Origin of the sequence: Frigoribacterium sp. CFBP9029 (assembly GCF_034045305.1) — a bacterium.
Taxonomy (GTDB): Bacteria; Actinomycetota; Actinomycetes; order Actinomycetales; family Microbacteriaceae; genus Frigoribacterium.
This window is the reverse complement of record NZ_JAXCWB010000014.1, coordinates 23,285-40,377: the sequence shown is the minus strand read 5'-3', so window position 1 is coordinate 40,377 and position 17,093 is coordinate 23,285. Positions and strand designations below refer to the sequence as shown.

Below are 17,093 nucleotides of genomic sequence, written 5' to 3'. Positions count from 1 at the left end.
CCCCCCCCCGCGAGGGGAAGGGCGTCTGGGTGGAGCACAGGTCCGGGCTCCCGGACAGGGCTGCCGAGTGGTCAGAAGATGTCCTTCAGGCTGAGCGGAAAGACATCTTCTGACCACTCGAGTGCGAACTCGCGAGCCCGCGAGCCCGCGAGCCCGCGTGCGGACCCCTACAGGCCCCGCGCGAGGCGGTGGTACGCGGCGTTCCAGGCGACCTCGTGGCGGAAGTCGCGGATGCGGGTGTCCTCGTCGATCACGAGCAGCTCGGTCTCGACGATGCGCGCGAGATCCTCGAACGCCTCGAGTCCGACGGCCGTCGACATCACCGTGTGGTGCGCGGCGCCGGCGGTCAGCCAGGCCTCGGCCGACACGGGGAACGACGGGCGGGGCTTCCACACCGCGCGGCCGACCGGCAGGTTGGGGAGGTCCTCGTCGGGCTCGACGACGTCGACCACGTTGACCGTCAGACGGAACCGGTCGCGCACGTCGCTCATCGCGACGACGACGGCGGGGCCGGGGTCGGCCGAGAAGACGAGTCGCACCGGGTCGTCCTTGCCGCCGATGCCGAGCGCGTGCACCTCGAGCGACGCGCGCTGCGACGTCAGGGCGGGGCTGACCTCGAGCATGTGCGCCCCGAGGATCTTCTCCTCGCCGGGCACGAGGTGGTACGTGTAGTCCTCCATCAAGGAGGCGCCACCCGGCAGACCGGCACCCATCACGTTGGCCGCACGCACCAGCACCGAGGTCTTCCAGTCGCCCTCGGCGCCGAAGCCGTAGCCCTCGGCCATCAGACGCTGCACGGCGAGACCGGGCAGCTGCTTGAGCGCACCGAGGTCTTCGAAGTTCGTCGTGAAGGCGCTGAACCCGCCCGCCTCGAGGAACGACCGCAGACCGATCTCGATCGCCGCCCCGTCGCGCAGCGACTGGTGACGCTCGCCACCGACGCGCAGCGCCGGGACGACGTCGTACTCGGTCTCGTAGACGGCGACCAGCGCGTCGATCTCGGACTCGGTGGCGGCGGCGACGGCCTCGGCCAGCTCGTTGACGCCCCAGGTGTTGACCTGCACGCCGAAGGCCAGCTCGGCCTCGGTCTTGTCACCCTCGGTGACGCCGACGAAGCGCATGTTGTCGCCGAAGCGCGCCAGCTTGAGCGAGCGCATGGCCGAGGCGCCGGCCGCCGCGCGCATCCACGTGCCGACCTGCTTCTGCACGCGGGGGTCGCTGACATGACCGACGACCGTCTTGCGCGGCACGCCAAGGCGGGTCTGCATGTAGCCGAACTCGCGGTCGCCGTGCGCGGCCTGGTTGAGGTTCATGAAGTCGAAGTCGATGTCGGCCCAGGGCAGCGCCACGTTGGCCTGCGTGTGCAGGTGCAGCAGCGGCTTGCGGAGGGCGTCGAGCCCGCCGATCCACATCTTGGCGGGGCTGAAGGTGTGCATCCACGCCGTGACGCCGATGACGGAGTCGTCGAGGTTGGCCTCGAGCATCGTGCGGCGGATCGAGTCGGCGTCGGTCAGCACGGGCTTCCAGACGAGACGCACGGGCACGTCGGAGGCGGCGGCCAGCTCGTCGGCGATCGCCTTCGACTGGTCGGCGACCTGCTTCAGGGTCTCTTCGCCGTAGAGTCCCTGGCTGCCGGTGAGGAACCAGACCTCTTTCGAGGCGAGGAAGGCGACGGGGTCGAGGGTGTCGTTCATGACAGTTCTCCTGCTGGCGCTTGGCCGTAGACGTTCTGGTACCGGTCGAACAGAGCGTCGATGCTCTGCTGAGGGATGGGGATGGGCTCGCCGAGCTGGCGGGTGATGTGCACGGTGCGGGCGACGTCTTCGGTCATGACGGCGGCCTTGACCGCGTCGCGGGCGTCTCTGCCGATCGTGAAGACGCCATGGTTCTGCATCAGCACGGCGCGGCTGCGGTGACCGGTCAGCGTCTCGACGATGCCCTCGCCGATCGACTCGTCGCCGATGATCGCGAACGGCCCGACGGGGATCTCGCCGCCGAACTCGTCGGCCATCGCCGTGATCACGCAGGGGATCGCCTCGCCGCGCGCAGCCCAGGCCGTCGCGTAGGTCGAGTGCGTGTGCACCACTCCCCCGACGTGCGGCATGTTGCGGTAGACGTAGGCGTGCGCGGCGGTGTCGCTCGAGGGGCTGCGCTCGCTGCCCGGGGTGCCTTCGAGCACCGTGCCGTCGAGGCGGCAGACGATCTGGTTCTCGGGGGTGAGGTCGTCGTAGCCGACGCCGCTCGGCTTGATGACGAAGAGGTCGGTGCCGGGCACGCGACCCGAGACGTTGCCGCCCGTCCAGACGACGAGGTCGTAGCGCACCAGCTCGGCGTGCAGCGCCGCGACGTCCTCGCGAGTGGCGTCGATGGCGGCCTGCGTCGCGCGATCGATCCAGCCGCTCATGCGGAGGCCTCGATGCTCGCGTCGGCGGCGGTCTGCTCGACCGAGTCCGCGCCTCCTCGGCCGTCGCCGTCCGACCCGGGAGCAGGAGCCGAGGAGGCGCGGGTCGCCTCCCGACGCATCGCCCGCAGGCGGTGCATCACGTCGTTGCCCCCGCGACCGAACCAGTCGTGCAGCAGCAGGTACTCGGCGTAGAGCGCGTCGTAGGCGTCGGCGTTCGCGGGGTCGGGCGTGTAGGTGGCCCGCTCGACGCTGCCCATCGCCTCGGCCGCGGCGCGGATGTCGGCGTACGCGCCGGCGGCGACCGCGGCGTGGATGGCCGAGCCGAGGGCCGGGCCCTGCTCGCTCGTGATCGTCGAGATCGGCAGACGCAGCACGTCGCTGTAGGTCTGCATCAGGTGCTTGTTCTTCAGCAGACCGCCGGCGGCGATGAACTCGGTGACGGGCACGCCCGACTCGTCGAAGGCCTGCACGATGCGTCGCGTGCCGAAGGCGGTGGCCTCGAGCAGCGCGCGGTAGCCGTCGGCGGGCGAGGTGGCCAGGGTCTGACCGACGATGACGCCGCTCAGCTCGTGGTCGACGAGCACCGAGCGGTTGCCGCTGTGCCAGTCGAGGGCGACGAGACCGTGGGCCCCGACGGGCTGCTCGTAGGCGACGTCGGTGAGGTGCTGGTGCACGCTCTTGCCGGCGGCCGCGGCCGCGTCGACGGCCGACTGCGGCACCTGGTTCTTGACGTACCAGGCGAAGATGTCGCCGACGCCCGACTGCCCGGCCTCGTAGCCGTAGAGCCCGTCGACGATGCCGCCGTCGACGACGCCGCACATGCCGGGCACCTCGGCGAGCTTGTCGCCGTTCATCACGTGACAGGTGCTCGTGCCCATGATGGCGACCATCTGACCGGGCTGCGTGGCCTTCGCGGCGGGGGCGGTGACGTGCGCGTCGACGTTGCCGACCGCGACGGCGATGCCCTCGGGGAGGCCGGTCCAGCCGGCGGCCTCGGCGGTCAGCGTGCCGGCGGCGTCGCCCAGCGCGCCGATCTCGTGCACGACCTTCGTCTCGGCGAAGTCGGCGAAGCCGGGGTTCAGCGCACCGAGGAACTCGCGGCTCGGGTACTCGCCGTCCTGGTAGATGCCCTTGTAGCCGGCGGTGCAGGCGTTGCGGACGTACCGCCCGCTCAGCTGCCAGACGATCCAGTCGGCGGCCTCGACCCAGTGCTCGGTCGCGGCGTAGACCTCGGGGTCCTCTTCGAGCAGCTGGAGGCCCTTCGCGAACTCCCACTCGCTCGAGATGAGCCCGCCGTAGCGGGGAAGCCACGACTCGCCGCGCTCGGCCGCGAGCTCGTTGATGCGGTCGGCCTGACCCTGCGCGGCGTGGTGACGCCAGAGCTTGACGTAGGCGTGCGGGTGGCCGGCGAACTGCTCGAGCTCGTTGAGCGGCGTGCCGTCGGCGGTGGTCGGCACCATGGTGCAGGCCGTGAAGTCGGTGCCGATGCCGATGACCGACGCGGGGTCGACGCCCGCGGCGGCGAGTGCCTCGGGCACGGCCTGCTTCAGCACATCGACGTAGTCGGACGGCACCTGCAGCGCCCAGTCGGCGGGGAGGCGCTCACCCGTGCCGGGGAGGGTCGTGTCGACGACGGCGTGCGAGTACTCGTGCACGCCGGTGCCGAGCTCGGCCCCGTCGGAGACCCGCACCACGACGGCTCGGCCGCTCAGCGTGCCGTAGTCGACGCCCACCACGTAGGTCTCGGCGGGTACGGCTGAGCCGGGGGCGGTCGGGGGAGCGTGATCGACCATGATGACCTCTTCGTCGTCGGGGTGGGCGGAGTGATCCGCACCGAAAGTGAGCGCTCACATCATGCCATGTGAGCGCTCACTCTCGCCACCCCGTGCCCGGCTCCGCGCATCGATGCGACTCATTCGGCGGAGCCGACGAGGCCGACTGCGCAGAACGAGTCACCTCGACGACTCGCGCGCAAGCCAGGCCTGTCTCCGTGCGTCGATGCGACTCATTCGGCCGATCGGACGAGGCCGACTCCGCAGAACGAGTCACCTCGACGACTCGCGCGCCACCTCGCGTCTCGCGCCGCGCATCGAGGCGACTCATTCGGCGGATCAGACGGGGCCGACTGCGCAGAACGAGTCACCTCGACGGCACGCACCGTAGCCGGGGCTGTTGCCGCGCATCGAGGCGACTCACTCGGCGGATCGGACGGGGCCGACGACGCAGAATGAGTCACTTTGACGATTCGCACGCCACCCGGGGCTGTCGCCGCGCATCGATGCGACTCATTCCGTGGATTCGACGGGGCGGACTACGCAGAACGAGTCACATCGATGGCACGGCGCAGCGCAGCGCGGCGCAGCGTCAGCGCAGCGGCGCGCAGCGCCTCAGCTGTAGTCGTGCCCGGCGACGCCCGTCGCGCGGTAGACGACCGGGTCGGCGTCGGCGGTCTCGGGGTCCAGCTCGTACGTGATGTCCTCGCCGTCGGCCGCCCCGGGCCGGGTCAGCGACTTGACCGGCGCGCCGTCGATCGGCTGGAGCTGCTCGGTCGACACCTCGGCGCCGTCTTCGCCGACGAACGACGCGGTGTACGTCGACTCGTCGCTCATGCCTGGACGTCTCCGCGCCATGCGCCCGTCTCGGAGCCCTTCGACTCGATGAACTCCTTGAAGTTCTTGAGGTCCTTCTTGATGGCGTGGTTGTCGGCGCCGAGCGTGTTGCCGATCTTCTCGAGGAACCCCTCGGGGGTCCAGTCGATCTGCACGGTGATGCGCGTCTCGGAGTCGCTCAGCTTGTGGAACGTGACGACGCCGGCGTGGTCGACCTCGCCGCCGGTGCTGTTCCAGGCGACGCGCTCGTCGGGGTGCTGCTCGGTGATCTCGGCCTCGAACGTCTTCTCGACCGGTCCGACCTTGACCTTCCACACCGTGAGGGTGGGCGTGGTCTGGGTGATCGACTCGACCTCGTCGAGGAACTTCGGGAAGTCCTCGAACTGGGTCCACTGGTTGTAGGCGACGCTGACGGGCACGCTGACGTCGACGGTCTCGATTGCTTGCGACATGTTTCGTCCTTCGTTCTGCTGGTGGTGCTCGGTCTGCAGTGGACGGTAGGTCCGCGACCGGCGCCGCGTCCGCGCTTCCAGCGGATTGGCAGGGCCGAGGAGGCGCGGGTCAGGTGGTCGCGCGCCGCACCAGCTCGGTCGGCAGCGTCATCGCCGCGGGCTTCTGACCGTCGATCAGCTGCAGCAGCAGCCGCACCATCTCGGAGCTGATCCGGTCGAACGGCTGGCGCATGGTGGTCAGCGCGGGTTCGGTCGACGCCGCGATGCTCGAGTCGTCGAAGCCGCCGACGGCGACGTGGTCGGGCACCCGGCGGCCCGCCGCGGCGAGCGCGTCGAGGGCGCCCGCGGCCATGCGGTCGTTGGCCGCGAAGACGGCGTCGACGTCGGGCGACGCCGCGAGCAGGTCGGTCATGGCGGCCTCGCCGCTGGCCCGCGAGTAGTCGCCGTGACGGATCAGCGATTCGTCGAGGTCGTCGCCGAGCTCGGTGCGGTAGCCGTCGAGCCGGGTGATGCCGCCGGGGGTGTCCAGCGGGCCGGCGATGGTCGCGATGCGGCGGCGGCCGAGCGAGCGGAGGTGCGCCACCATCTCGCGGGCGCCCTCCTCGTCGTCGGCGGCGACGTACCCCATGCGCCGCTGGTAGCCGAGCGGGATGCCGCACGCGATGGCGGGCACGCCCGACCCGACGATGTCGGCGAGCAGACGCTGCCCGCTGTGCGCCGAGACGAGCAGCACGCCGTCGACGTGGCCCGCCTCGATGTAGGCCACGGCGCGCTTCTGCTCGGCCGACGACCCCGCCATGATCAGCACGAGCGACATGTCGCTCTCGGCGAGCGCCGCCGCGGTGCCCTTGAGCAGGGCCGAGAAGTTCGGATCCTCGAAGAGCTGCTGGTGGTCTTCGGTGAGGAGGAACGCGACCGAGCCGGTGCGGTTGGTCGCGAGGCTGCGGGCGTGCGGGTTGACCCGGTAGCCGGTCTTCTTGATCGCGGCGTCGACGGCGGCCTTGGCGTCGGGGCTGACCCAGCGACCGCCGTTCAGCACCCGCGACACGGTGCCCCGAGAGACGCCCGCCTGGTCGGCGACGTCGTTGATCGTGGGCCGCTGGCGACCGGGAGTGCTCGTCACGCGGCCAGCCTAAGGGGCTGCCGACCCGCGCCTCCCACTACTTGACGGCGCCGGCGGCCAGGTCGACCCGCCAGTACCGCTGCAGCACCAGGAAGATCAGGATCAGCGGGATGACCGACAGCAGCGCCCCGGTGATGACGAGCGTGTACAGCGCCGGCGCCGACGCGCCCTGGTTGAGCAGCCCGTTCAGGCCGACCGTCAGCGGGAACAGCGAGTCGTCGCCGAGCATGATGTACGGCAGCATGAAGTTGTTCCAGATGGCGACGAACTGGAACAGGAAGATCGTCACGAGCCCCGGGCCGAGCATCGGCACGGCGATGCGGTGGAAGATGTGCAGCTCGCCGGCGCCCTCGGTGCGGGCCGCCTCGATCACGTCGGTCGGCACGGCCGCGGCCCCGTAGATGCGGGCCAGGTAGATGCCGTACGGGCTGATGATCTGCGGCAGCAGCACGCCCCAGAACGTGTTGGTCAGGCCCACGTTGGCGAGCAGGAAGTACTGCGGGATCGCGAGGATCACCCCGGGCACCAGCACCCCCATCAGCAGCACGTTGAAGACGACCTTCTTGCCGGGGAACTCGAACTTCGCGAGCACGTAGCCCGACAGCGCCGACACGTAGGTCGAGGCGAGGGCGCCGATGCCGGCGTAGAGCGCGGTGTTGAGCATCCAGCGCCAGAACAGGCCGTCGCGGTACTGACTGAGTGCGACGAGGTTGTCGAGCAGGTGGGTGCTGGGCGCGAGGGTGAAGGTCGAGAAGAGCTCGCCGCCGTCTTTCGTGGACGCCATGACGACCCAGAGCACGGGGAACAGGCAGTAGACGGCGCCGATCAGCACGATCGCGGTCGAGACGAGGCTGCGGCGCTCGGTCAGCGAGCTGCCGCCGGGGCGACGGGTGCTGCGGGGCCGACCCGCGCCTCCTGAAGCGGTCGCCGAGGAGGCGCGGGTCGAGTCGGGCGCCGAGAGGTCGCCGCGGCGGGTGGCGCCGTCGAGGTCCGTGGTGGTCATGGTCAGTCCTCCTGGCCGAAGGCTCGCTTCTGCACGACCCGGAGGAAGAAGAAGGAGACGATGAAGGTGGCGAGGGCGATGACGACCGAGGTCGCCGCAGCCGAGTAGATGTCGTCGCGGGTGAACGCGTCGCGGTAGACGAGCATCAGCGGCGACCAGCTGGTCGACAGGCTGTTCGTCAGCGGGCGGAGCGTGGTGGGCTCGGCGAAGACCTGCAGCGTCGCGACCATCGAGAACAGCGCGGTCATGACGAGCGCGGGGGCGACCATCGGGATCTTGATCCGCAGGGCGATCTGCACCTCGGAGGCCCCGTCGAGTCGGGCGGCCTCGTAGATGTCGCTCGACACGGCCTTCAGCGACGTGTAGATGACGATCATGTTGAAGCCGACGCCGCCCCAGAGCGCGATGTTCGCGATGGCGAAGAGCACGGTGCCCGAGCCGAGCACGCCGGGGACGTCCCAGCCGAGCCGCTCGAAGACGTAGTAGAAGGGGCTGACGGCGGGCAGGTACAGGAACCCCCAGAGCAGCGAGCTGATGACGGCCGGCACGGCGTACGGCAGGAAGATCGCGATGCGCGAGAACGACGTCGCGCGGGTGCGCTTCGAGTCGAGCAGCAGGGCGAAGAGCAGCGCGAGACCGAGCATGCAGGGCACGAGCACGAGGCCGTAGAGCAGCACGCGACCGACGCTGGCGCCGAACTCGGGGTCGGTGAGCGTGCCGATGTAGTTCTCGAGACCGGCGAAGCCCGTGCCGCGCGAGGCCGAGCCGAGACCGAGGCCCGAGACCTGCTTCTTCTGGAAGCTGAGGAACAGCGTGTAGACGATCGGCGCCGCCATGAACAGCACGAACAGGATGATGCCCGGGGCGAGCATCGCGTAGGGCGTGAGCACGCGGCTGCGGAAGCTGCCCGTGCCGTGCCGGCCGACGGGCGCGGTCGCGCGACGGTCGGGTGCGGCGACCTCCGCCGGGGTGAGAGGGGTGAGCGTGTCGGCCATGACGGTTCCTCGCTGGTCGCGGACGGTGAAGGGGGTGGAGGGCGGGAGGGGCGGCTCAGGGCGCCGCCCCTCCCGGGGCGCTCGGCTACTCGACCGAGAAGCCGCTCTTCACGAGGTCGTCCGTCGTGATCTCCTGCATGGCGTCGACCGCGTCTTCGAACGCCGCCTGGGTGCGGGCGTCGGCGGCCTTGGCGAACTCGTCGTTGTACGCGCTGAACGCGACGTTGACGTTGGGGCCGTAGGTGAACGGCGCGACGGTCGACGACGCCTCGGCGGCGATGTCGTAGAAGTCGCTCTGCTGGCTGAAGAACTCGGGCGAGGTGGTCAGCGCGTCGGCCGCGGCCTCGGTCGCGGCGGGGTAGACGCCGGCGATGTCGGCGAGCGCGGCGACGGCCTCGGGGTCGGTGTTCAGCCAGGTGGCGAACTCGACCGCCGCCTCCTTCTTCTCGGACTGCGTGGTGACGGCCGTGGTCGACCCTCCCCAGTTGCCGTCGGAGGGGTTCGCGGCGTCCCACTGCGGCAACGGCGCGGCGGTCCACTTGCCGGCGGTGTCGGGTGCGTTGCCGCTCAGCACGCCGGGGGCCCAGACCGAGCTGATCCAGCCGACCTGCGAGCCGTCGTTCAGACCGGCGTTCCACTCGGGGGTGTACATCGGCTTGTTGTCGATGGCGCCGCTCTCGACGAGTCCGCCCCAGTACGAGGCGACCTGCTCGGTCGGGCCCTCGGCGATGTCGACGCCCCAGCTCTGGTCGTCGATGGACCACCAGGAGGCGCCGGCCTGCTGCGAGAGACCGGCGAACCAGCCCGCGTCGTTGGCCGAGAAGGTGCCGAGGTACTTGCTCGGATCGGCGGCGTGCAGGTCTTCGGCGACCTGGGCGTACTCGTCCCACGTGGTGGGGACGCTGAGGCCGTACTGGTCGAGGATGTCGGTGCGGTAGTAGGCCATCATCGGGCCGCTGTCCTGCGGGATGGCGTAGACGCCCTGCCCGTCGAGGGTGACCGACGACCAGACGCCCTCGCTGAAGTCGCCCTCGAGGTCGCCGGCGCCCTGATCGGTGAGGTCGGCGAGCGCGTCGGACGAGACGAGCGTCGGGATCTTCTGGTACTCGGCCTGGATCAGGTCGGGGGCGCCGCTGCCGGCCTTGATGGCGGTGAGCAGCTTGGTGATCGCGGGGTCGCCGCCGTCCTGCTTGTTGACGGTGACCTGGATGTCGGGGTTCTCCTCGTTCCAGATGTCGACCACCTTGTCGAGGTTGGGCGCCCAGGCCCAGTAGGTGAGCTCGACGGGTCCGTCGGACGAGCTGCCACCGCCGCCGGAGCAGCCGGTGAGGATGAGGGCCGCTGTGGCGACCGTGACGACGCCGATGCGGCGGAGTGAGCTGTGCATTCGTCCTCCTTGAGGAAAGCAAGAGCTGGTGAGCGGACAGCGCGAGCCGGGAGAACCACCACGCTGTGCCTGTGAGCGGTAACAGTTACGCACACGACTTTTCGCTTGTCAACACGCTGCGGGTCACGGTTCGACATAGTCGTTGCGCCTTCTGCAGACTCAGCACGTGTGCTAGAACTGGGAGCGCACACAGTCAAAGGAGATCACCGCATGTCACTCGACCTCGACGCCCCGGCCGTCACGCCGACCCCCGAGTCCGACCCGCGTCGCACGACGAGCTGGCTGCCCGGTCGTGCCGACATCCGCTACGGCGGCGACTACAACCCCGAGCAGTGGCCCCGAGAGGTCTGGCTCGAGGACATCGCGTTGATGAAGCAGGCCGGCATCAACCTGGTCAGCGTCGGCATCTTCTCGTGGGCGCTGCTCGAGCCCCGCGAGGGCGAGTACGACTTCACGTTCCTCGACGACATCCTCGGGCTGCTGCACGACGCCGGCATCGACGTCGACCTGGCCACGCCGACGACGGTGCCGCCGGCCTGGTTCTGGACCGCCTACCCCGACTCGCACCCCGTGACCCGCGAGGGCCTCACCCTCGGTCGCGGCTCGCGGGGCATGGTCAGCCCGAGCTCGCCCGACTACCGTCGCGCGGCGACCGCCATCACCGAGAAGCTCGCCGAGCGCTACGCGACCCACCCGGCGGTCGTGCTCTGGCATGTGCACAACGAGTACGGCGCCCCGATCAGCGACGACTACGGAGTGCACTCGGTGCGCGCCTTCCGCGCCTGGCTGAAGACCCGGTACAACACGCTCGACGCGCTGAACGCGGCGTGGGGCACGCTCTTCTGGGGTCAGACCTACGGCGAGTGGACCGACATCGACGCGCCCCGCGTCTCGGCCACGGTCGTGAACCAGACGCAGCGCCTCGACTTCGCGCGGTTCACCTCCGACGCCCTGCTCGCCTGCTTCGTCGCCGAACGCGACGTGATCAAGCGACACGCACCGCACCTCCCCGTCACCACGAACTTCATGTCGACCAACTGCCCGTCGATCGACTACTGGAAGTGGGCCCGCGAGGTCGACGTCGTCGCCAACGACCACTACCTGGTCGCCGAACGCCACGACAACCACGTGCTGCTCGCCATGGACGCCGACCTGAACCGGTCGCTGGCCGGTGGCGAGCCGTGGATGCTGATGGAGCACTCGACGGGCGCCGTCAACTGGCAGCCGCGCAACGTCGCGAAGCGCCCAGGCGAGCTGGCCCGCAACAGCACGACGCACCTGGCCCGCGGCGCCGACGCGATCCTGTTCTTCCAGTTCAGGGCGTCGCGGTACGGCGCCGAGAAGTTCCACTCGGCGATGCTGCCGCACGCCGGCACCTCGTCGCGCATCTGGCGCGAGGTCGTCGAGTACGGCGCCGACCTCGGTCGCCTGGCCGACGTGCGGGGATCCCGGGTGGAGGCGCGGGTCGCCATCCTCTGGGACGTCGAGTCGTTCTGGGCCCACGACCTCGAGTGGCGCCCCTCGGTCGAGCTCGACCACCGCGAGCGCATCGTCGCCTTCTACACCGCGCTCTGGAACCTCGGCGTCACCGTCGACTTCCGCCACCCGCACGACGACCTGTCGGCCTACGACCTCGTGCTGGCGCCGTCGCAGTACATCGTCGACGCCGAGACGTCCGAGAACCTGACCTCGTACGTGCGATCGGGCGGCCGCTTCGTCGCGTCGTACTTCTCGGGGGTCGTCGACGAGAACGACGCCGTACCGGCCGGCGGCGCCCCCGGCGGCCTGCGCGAGGTGCTCGGTCTCTCGGTGCCCGAGTTCCTGCCGCTCTACGCCGACCAGGTCGTCACGCTCGACTCGGGCGCCACCGGCACCGGCTGGTCGGACGACATCGTGCTCGAGGGCGCCGAGGCCGTGGCGCGCTACACCACCGGCCCCGCGGCCGGCGGACCGGCCGTCACCCGCAACGCTCTCGGCGACGGGACGGCCTGGTACGTCTCGACTCGCCTGGCCGGCGACGACCTCGCGGCCTTCGTCGGCGACGTGCTCGACGAGGCCGGGGTCGTCGTGCCCGGCGGCCACGTCGAGGGCCTCGAGGTCGTCGTCCGCCACGGAGACGACGCGACCTTCACGTTCTTCGTCAACCACGCCGACGCCGACGCCGACGTGGTCGCCGAGGCGGGGGTCGAGCTGCTCGGCGGCGAGGCCGTCGACGGCCCGCTGACGGTGCCGGCCGGTGGCGTGCGCGTGGTGCGGAGCCCGCGGGGCTGACCCGCGCCTCCTCGGTCCGCCCATCGAGCCGAGGAGGCGCGCCGGGCTGGAGCGGGCGGGCTGCGGGTGACCTCTCGGCCGATCCCTTGTCGGCGGAACCGGCACCGGCTACACAGGGTCCATGAAGCACATCACGTTCGCCGCCAAGTCGCTCTTCGTCGATGACGAGGCGGCGGACACGCTGCTCGAGTACGCCGCCCTGCTCGCCCAGTCGGGCGACGCCGACACGGTCGAGCTGAACGCGATCAACGCCGACGGCAACCAGGTCGTCGCGACGTTCCTGCTCGACTCGGGTTCGCCCCTGATGGCGGAGACGACGACGAGCTCGCTCGAACCGCCCGAGAACGGCGAGGCGATCGCCTACATGCGGACCGAGATCGGGCACGCGTTCTCGGCCCTGCTGCCCGATGAGCAGCACCGGAGCCGGGACTAGCGCACCGGCCAGGCCGTTCTGCGAGTCTTGTTTTGAATTCCTCAAAACAAGGTCTAGAGTCGTGGACATGACCTCGACGCACACCACCACCTCCACGGCCCAGCTGCACCCCCTGGGCGGCCAGTACGTCTCGCGCATCGACACGGGAGTCGGCGTCGGCGTCGGCGTCGGCGTCGGCGTCGGCGTCGGCGTCGGCTCGTACACCGGCTCGAGCGCTCACGACGCCACGGTGATCGGGTCGTACGTCACGACCGTCGCCGAGCGCAACCTCGCCGTCGGTCGCTACACGCGCAGCGAGCGACGCGGCGTCTCGGCCTGGACCACCGCGGTCCGCACCCTCACGGGGTCGATCGTCACGTACCGTACGGCCGCCTGACCGGGGGCTGCGCGCCCCGCTCGACGGGCTCTGACGCGGCGCGGCCCTGGCGCGACCCGGCCTCGCGCCACCTGGCCTCGCGCCACCCGGCCTCGCGCCACCCGGCCTCGTACCTCGCGCCACCCTCCCCCGAACCCCGTTCGCGAAGATGAACCGCGTTATATCGCGGTTCATCTTCGCTAACGGGGTTCATGGCGTCACCCGGCACCGCGCGCAGCCCAGCCGCGCCGCGCAGCTCAGCCCGGCACCGCGCGGAGCGTCGCGCAGCCCAGCCCAGCCGTGCAGCGCTCAGCGCCGCGGAGCGCCGCAGCCCAGCAGCTGGCGCCGCAGCGCCGCGCAGCAGCGCCGCTACCGGTGCAGCGTCGCGGACGGCTTCTCGCCGAAGCGCTCGCCGTACGACGCCGAGAACCGGCCCAGGTGGGCGAAGCCCCAGCGCGTCGCGATCGCGGCCACGGTCGTCTCGCGCGGCCCCAGGTTCAGCAGATCCGAGCGGGCGCGGTCGAGCCGGATGCCGCGCAGGTAGTCGGTCGGCGTCGTGCCGAGCTGGCGACTGAAGGCGACCTGCAGCCCGCGGAGGCCCAGGTCGGCGTGCTCGGCGATCATGGTCGGGGTGATCGGCAGCTCGGCGTTGGCGTGCATGTACTCGACGGCCGCGCGCAGTCGCGCGTTGCGCGGCGCCAGCAGCTGCTCGGGCAGCTGCGGCCCCCGGTGCTTGAAGGTGCTCAGCAGCGTGACCGCGGCGAGCCGGTTGACCTCGGAGCGCAGCAGCGGCGTCGCCTCGCCGCCGAGCACGGTCTTCGCCACCGTGGTGATCGTGTTCTTCCACTGCAGCAGCGCCGTCGCCTCGGGGATCGCCGTGTGATCGAACTCGAGCGCGCCCGGCAGGGTGCCCTCCTCTTCGGCGGCGACCCGCTCGAGGAACCCGGCGTTGAAGTGCACGAGGTTCTGGCGGTAGTCCTCGAACTCGAACTCGAACTGCTTGCCGGTGGGGAACATCGCCGGCCGGCCGATCTGCAGGGGCAGCTCGTCGCCGTTCAGGTCGTAGACGCCGGAGCCCCCGGTGATCCACGACACGACGTACTCGTTCTCGGGCTGGATGGCGCCCTTGATCGACCCGAGGAACATCGACGACCGCAGCGTCATCTCGTCGTCGCCCGTGATCGTGTACCGGTACGCGAAGTCCGACTGGCTGTGCTCGGTGTCGAAGCCCTTGCCGTTGTAGCCGTCTTCGTACATGGCCCGTGCCTGGTCCATGTCGCGACCCGCGATCTCCGACCTGATCGGCGGCTCGGTCTCACGGGTCATGCCCAGATGGTCCCACAGATGGCCTGCTGGTGCCTCCTCTCGGGCCGCAATGCGAAGACGGCGGGAGGCGCGGGTCGACGACCGCGGCGGTCAGCGGTCTTCGGAGTCGCCCAGCACCTTGAGCAGGGCCGTCCGCAGCACCGAGCGGAACGCCTTGGGCACCCTGATGCGGTACCGCCGATCGCCCTGCAGCGTCAGCACGACGTTCGACCCCTGCACGACGAGCGCCCAGCCGGTCACGGCAGCGAGCCGGAGGGTCGCCGACCCCCCGACGATCTCGGGACCTTCGATCGCGATGCGGTCGGGGTACACGTAGACGGCGTTGTGGTCGCCCGAGAGCGTGGCCGAGCATTCGAACACCAGCTCGGGGTCGAGTTCGCCGAAGAAGTCGGCCCAGTCGTCGTCGGCGGTGAGTTCGGGGGCGGCCGGACGGCGGTCGGCGATGGCGGCGGGTCGACCGTCGGCCCCGCTGAACGCGTCGAGGAGGGCGTTGCCCGCGTCGGTCGTCGAGTCACGCCGGGCGGTCGGGTCGGGCTGCTGCTGCTGCTGCTGCACCACGACGCACCACCTCTCACCTCGGCCTGATCTCTTGTTCCGTCAGTCAATCAGTCGATCATGCTGCGATGCGAGGAGGTCGCAGGACTCCCAGGCCGTCTTGCGAGCCCCTGCAGCCCCCGATCCGCGGCGGGACGCGGATGCGGAGGGATGCTGGGCCGCCGACCGATTTTCGTGCACAGTCCGCTAAACGAACACCCATCCCTCCAGACCCCCGAGGCGCAGCCCGCCCTCGACCGCACCTGTCGCCCGGCGACGATCGGACAGCCGAGGAGGAGCGGCCCGCAGGAGGCGCGGATCAGCCCGAGACGAGCGCCATCGACCGGCTGCGCATCAGGCCGAGCATGGCCGCGGCGTCGACGGGAGCCGACACGGAGACGTCGACGACCGCGCCCTGCGCGGCCGCGCCCGAGGTCGGCCGGCCCTGCGGCTCGGCCGTCGGCGTCGGTGACGCAGGAGGTGTCGGCGAGACCGTCGCTGGCTCGTCGACGACGGTCTGATCGATGGGGGCCGAGCGCGGAGTCGGACCGAGCGGAGCCCGGCCCCAGACGACGGTCGCGACGAGGAGGACCATGCCGATGGTCGTGAGCATCATCGTGCCGTGCAGTGCACGGCGCGTGACGTGGCGATGTTCTCGACGCATGACTCCCCCTCCGGTCGATGCGACGTTAGGGGGTCAGCATCACCGCCTGCTGGGTCGTCGCCGTCAGAAGGCTGACAGCCGGGATCTCGCGCCGATGGCGATGCTCTCGACGAACCGCAGCGCCAGCGCCTGCGCCGCCGCGTCGTAGTCGTCGTATTCGGGCAGGCCCTGCACGAGCAGCGACAGGCAGAACACGACGTCGACGCCGCGGAGGGTCTTGTCGACCGTGCCGTCGTGACGGCCGCGCGCCACGAGCAGATCGATGCGACGCCGGATCTCGTCGTCGAGGCGGGCGACCTCGGTGGGCGGCAGGCCCGGGGCGCCGAACCCCGGCAGCATCAGGCTCTCGCGTCGGTCGATCGCCTCGGCGAAGAGGCTCTCGAGGCCGACGATGCCGTCGAGCTCGAGACCCGCGATGTGGTCGAGCAGCGAGATGGTCTCGCCGTAGGCACGCACCATCACCCCCTGGGCGGCGGGGGCGGCATCGGCGTCTGGGCCGTCGGGCACGAGGCGTGGCGGAAGTCGAGTCACGATATGTAGCCTACGAAACACCGGCGTCGAACGCGACCCCGGATCGCGACTCCGAGCGAAATCACATCGAGCAGACCCCTCAGACGATGTCGGGAGCCTCGGTGAACCGGACGCTGCACTCCCACAGGCCCCGGGCCAGCTCGGCGTCGTCCGCCGACCGGTGCAGGCGCCCGGGGGCCTGCAACCGGTCGAAGTAGTTCCCACTCGGTGCCGGGACCCGTGCGGCGCCCGCCAGCCGCACGAGCGGCTCGGCGCCCTCCTCCGTCGTGACGGCGAGTCGCTTGCCGAGGGTCATGAGGCCGCCCGTCCCTCCGAAGCCCGACGCGACGAACCCGGGGTGGAACGCGAACGCCTCGACTCCCGTGCCGCGCAGGCGCCGGGCGAGCTCCCGGGTGAACAGCACGTTCTCGAGCTTCGACGCCCCGTAGGCCCTCATGCCGCCGACCCAGGGGCCGGTGGCGGTGCCGAGGTCGTCGAGCCGCACCCCGCCCAGCCGGTTGCCCGCGCTCGAGGTCTGCACGATGCGGACCGCGCCGGCCGGCGAGTTCTCGGCGGTCTCGAGGAGGCGCGGCATCAGCAGCGAGGTCAGCAGGAACCCCGCGAGGTGGTTGCTCTGGAAGGTCGTCTCGAAGCCGTCGCGGCTGCTCGTCCGCTCCGCGAAGATGCCGCCGGCGTTGTTCGCTAGCACGTGGATGCGCGGGTGGTCGGCGAGGAGCGACGCCGCCAGATCGCGCACCTGCGCCAGATCGGCGAAGTCGGAGACGTAGGCGCGACCGCCGACCTCGGCGGCCACGGACGTGGTGCGGTCGGGGTTGCGCCCGACGACGGCGATCTTCGCCCCGAGACGCGACAGCTCGCGGGCGGCGCTGCGGCCGATGCCGGAGCTCGCGCCGGTGATGACGATGGTGCGGTCGGTCTGGTCGGTGGCTTCAGGCAGGGTCACGGTCATGACTGCACGCTAGGCGCAGGCGCCTCCGAAGGGACCGGGGAACGGCAGGAGGCGCGG

At 70.7% G+C, this 17,093-nt stretch carries 17 protein-coding genes; 3 read left to right on the top strand and 14 right to left on the bottom strand.

Annotated features, from left to right (window positions below; translation table 11 throughout):
* Window positions 1–167: 167 nt before the first annotated feature.
* The 9 genes from araA to SOM11_RS13975 form a co-directional block, all read right to left on the bottom strand.
* On the bottom strand, window positions 168–1,694 hold the full coding sequence (araA, locus tag SOM11_RS14015; RefSeq protein ID WP_320478417.1) for an L-arabinose isomerase: 1,527 nt from the start codon (window positions 1,692–1,694) through the stop codon (window positions 168–170).
* Entirely contained in the window at window positions 1,691–2,404 is a 714-nt protein-coding gene (locus SOM11_RS14010) for an L-ribulose-5-phosphate 4-epimerase (protein WP_320478416.1), read from the bottom strand. The genes araA and SOM11_RS14010 overlap by 4 nt, the downstream gene beginning before the upstream one ends.
* Complete coding sequence (gene araB, locus SOM11_RS14005) at window positions 2,401–4,197, bottom strand: ribulokinase (RefSeq protein ID WP_320478415.1); 1,797 nt, start codon at window positions 4,195–4,197, stop codon at window positions 2,401–2,403. The genes SOM11_RS14010 and araB overlap by 4 nt, the downstream gene beginning before the upstream one ends.
* A 594-nt stretch (window positions 4,198–4,791) precedes the next feature.
* Complete coding sequence (locus SOM11_RS14000) at window positions 4,792–5,013, bottom strand: hypothetical protein (RefSeq protein WP_192060927.1); 222 nt, start codon at window positions 5,011–5,013, stop codon at window positions 4,792–4,794.
* Complete coding sequence (locus SOM11_RS13995) at window positions 5,010–5,465, bottom strand: SRPBCC family protein (RefSeq protein WP_192060926.1); 456 nt, start codon at window positions 5,463–5,465, stop codon at window positions 5,010–5,012. The genes SOM11_RS14000 and SOM11_RS13995 overlap by 4 nt, the downstream gene beginning before the upstream one ends.
* Before the next feature lie 109 nt (window positions 5,466–5,574).
* On the bottom strand, window positions 5,575–6,588 hold the full coding sequence (locus SOM11_RS13990) for a LacI family DNA-binding transcriptional regulator (RefSeq protein WP_320478414.1): 1,014 nt from the start codon (window positions 6,586–6,588) through the stop codon (window positions 5,575–5,577).
* Between the two features lie 37 nt (window positions 6,589–6,625).
* Entirely contained in the window at window positions 6,626–7,591 is a 966-nt protein-coding gene (locus tag SOM11_RS13985) for a carbohydrate ABC transporter permease (RefSeq protein ID WP_243215647.1), read from the bottom strand.
* A 2-nt stretch (window positions 7,592–7,593) separates the two neighbouring features.
* Complete coding sequence (locus tag SOM11_RS13980; protein WP_192060923.1) at window positions 7,594–8,586, bottom strand: carbohydrate ABC transporter permease; 993 nt, start codon at window positions 8,584–8,586, stop codon at window positions 7,594–7,596.
* Window positions 8,587–8,671: 85 nt separating this feature from the next.
* Window positions 8,672–9,973, bottom strand: a complete 1,302-nt coding sequence (locus tag SOM11_RS13975) for an ABC transporter substrate-binding protein (RefSeq protein WP_243215648.1) — start codon at window positions 9,971–9,973, stop codon at window positions 8,672–8,674.
* Window positions 9,974–10,183: 210 nt separating this feature from the next.
* On the opposite strand from SOM11_RS13975, the gene SOM11_RS13970 reads away from it, so the two are divergent.
* The 3 genes from SOM11_RS13970 to SOM11_RS13960 all read left to right on the top strand — a co-directional run bounded on the left by SOM11_RS13970 (window position 10,184) and on the right by SOM11_RS13960 (window position 13,053).
* On the top strand, window positions 10,184–12,244 hold the full coding sequence (locus tag SOM11_RS13970) for a beta-galactosidase (RefSeq protein WP_320478413.1): 2,061 nt from the start codon (window positions 10,184–10,186) through the stop codon (window positions 12,242–12,244).
* 121 nt (window positions 12,245–12,365) lie between these two features.
* Window positions 12,366–12,677 (top strand): hypothetical protein, encoded by a 312-nt coding sequence (locus tag SOM11_RS13965; RefSeq protein WP_192060920.1) that lies wholly within the window; start codon window positions 12,366–12,368, stop codon window positions 12,675–12,677.
* 67 nt (window positions 12,678–12,744) lie between these two features.
* Window positions 12,745–13,053, top strand: a complete 309-nt coding sequence (locus SOM11_RS13960; protein WP_320478412.1) for a hypothetical protein — start codon at window positions 12,745–12,747, stop codon at window positions 13,051–13,053.
* Window positions 13,054–13,401: 348 nt separating this feature from the next.
* On the opposite strand, the gene SOM11_RS13955 is transcribed toward SOM11_RS13960, so the two are convergent.
* The 5 genes from SOM11_RS13955 to SOM11_RS13935 form a co-directional block, all read right to left on the bottom strand.
* A complete protein-coding gene (locus SOM11_RS13955; protein WP_320478411.1) occupies window positions 13,402–14,358 on the bottom strand; it encodes a helix-turn-helix transcriptional regulator in 957 nt (318 codons plus the stop codon).
* 90 nt (window positions 14,359–14,448) lie between these two features.
* Complete coding sequence (locus SOM11_RS13950; RefSeq protein WP_320478410.1) at window positions 14,449–14,916, bottom strand: hypothetical protein; 468 nt, start codon at window positions 14,914–14,916, stop codon at window positions 14,449–14,451.
* Window positions 14,917–15,211: 295 nt separating this feature from the next.
* Window positions 15,212–15,556: a hypothetical protein gene (locus tag SOM11_RS13945; RefSeq protein ID WP_320478409.1), complete on the bottom strand. Its 345-nt coding sequence runs from the start codon at window positions 15,554–15,556 to the stop codon at window positions 15,212–15,214.
* Window positions 15,557–15,619: 63 nt separating this feature from the next.
* The gene (locus tag SOM11_RS13940; RefSeq protein ID WP_243216394.1) at window positions 15,620–16,087 is read right to left on the bottom strand and encodes a hypothetical protein; all 468 of its coding nucleotides are present in this window, start codon (window positions 16,085–16,087) and stop codon (window positions 15,620–15,622) included.
* A 79-nt stretch (window positions 16,088–16,166) separates the two neighbouring features.
* Window positions 16,167–17,036 carry an SDR family NAD(P)-dependent oxidoreductase gene (locus SOM11_RS13935; RefSeq protein WP_320478408.1) on the bottom strand — a complete coding sequence of 290 codons (870 nt, stop codon included), beginning with the start codon at window positions 17,034–17,036 and terminating at the stop codon, window positions 16,167–16,169.
* Window positions 17,037–17,093: the final 57 nt, after the last annotated feature.